At 69.6% G+C, this 644-nt stretch carries 1 protein-coding gene; it reads right to left on the minus strand.

The window, feature by feature from the left end; translation table 11 throughout:
• A partial coding sequence (locus tag DU505_RS22210; protein ID WP_114481145.1) for an aldehyde dehydrogenase family protein occupies positions 1-644 on the minus strand: 644 nt, incomplete at both ends.

Consider the following 644-nt stretch of genomic DNA (forward strand, 5'->3'; position numbering starts at 1 on the left):
ATCTGCAGGGTAGCGGTGAGCTGGCCTTCGAGCTGGGCCGCCACGCGCTGCATCTCCTGCGCGTCCCGGCACGCGATCACCAGCGAGGTGGCGCCGAACACCTCCTCCTGCAGTTCGGGCTCATTGAGGAAGTCGGCCGCCGAAGTGACGAACAGCCCGGCCTGGCAGGGGTGAGCCGACTCGCCGGCCTGGCCGCGGGCCACTTCCCTGACCTTGCTATTGCCGGAAAGCCGGCCCACGCCCTGCTGGTAGGCATCGTGGATGCCCGGGGTGAGCATGGTCTGGGCGCCGCTTGCCTTCACGGCATCGCCCGCCGCCTCGATGAAGGCATCGAGCTCGGGGCCCTTCTCGGCGATGACCAGGCCCGGGTTGGTGCAGAACTGCCCGGCGCCCATGTTGAGTGAGCCGACGAAGCCCTCGGCGATCTTGTCGCCGCGCGCCTTCAAGGCCTCGGGCAGCAGGAACACCGGGTTGATCGAGCTCATCTCGGCGTAGACCGGGATTGGTTGCGGGCGTGCTTGGGCGGTCTTCATCAGCGCGGTGCCGCCGCCGCGGGAGCCGGTGAAGCCCACCGCCTGGATGCGCGGATCGGCGACCAGCGCCTGGCCGATCTCCCGGCCCGAGCCGAACAGCAGCGAGAACAC

Source organism: Billgrantia montanilacus (genome assembly GCF_003336675.1).
Lineage (GTDB): Bacteria > Pseudomonadota > Gammaproteobacteria > Pseudomonadales > Halomonadaceae > Halomonas > Halomonas montanilacus.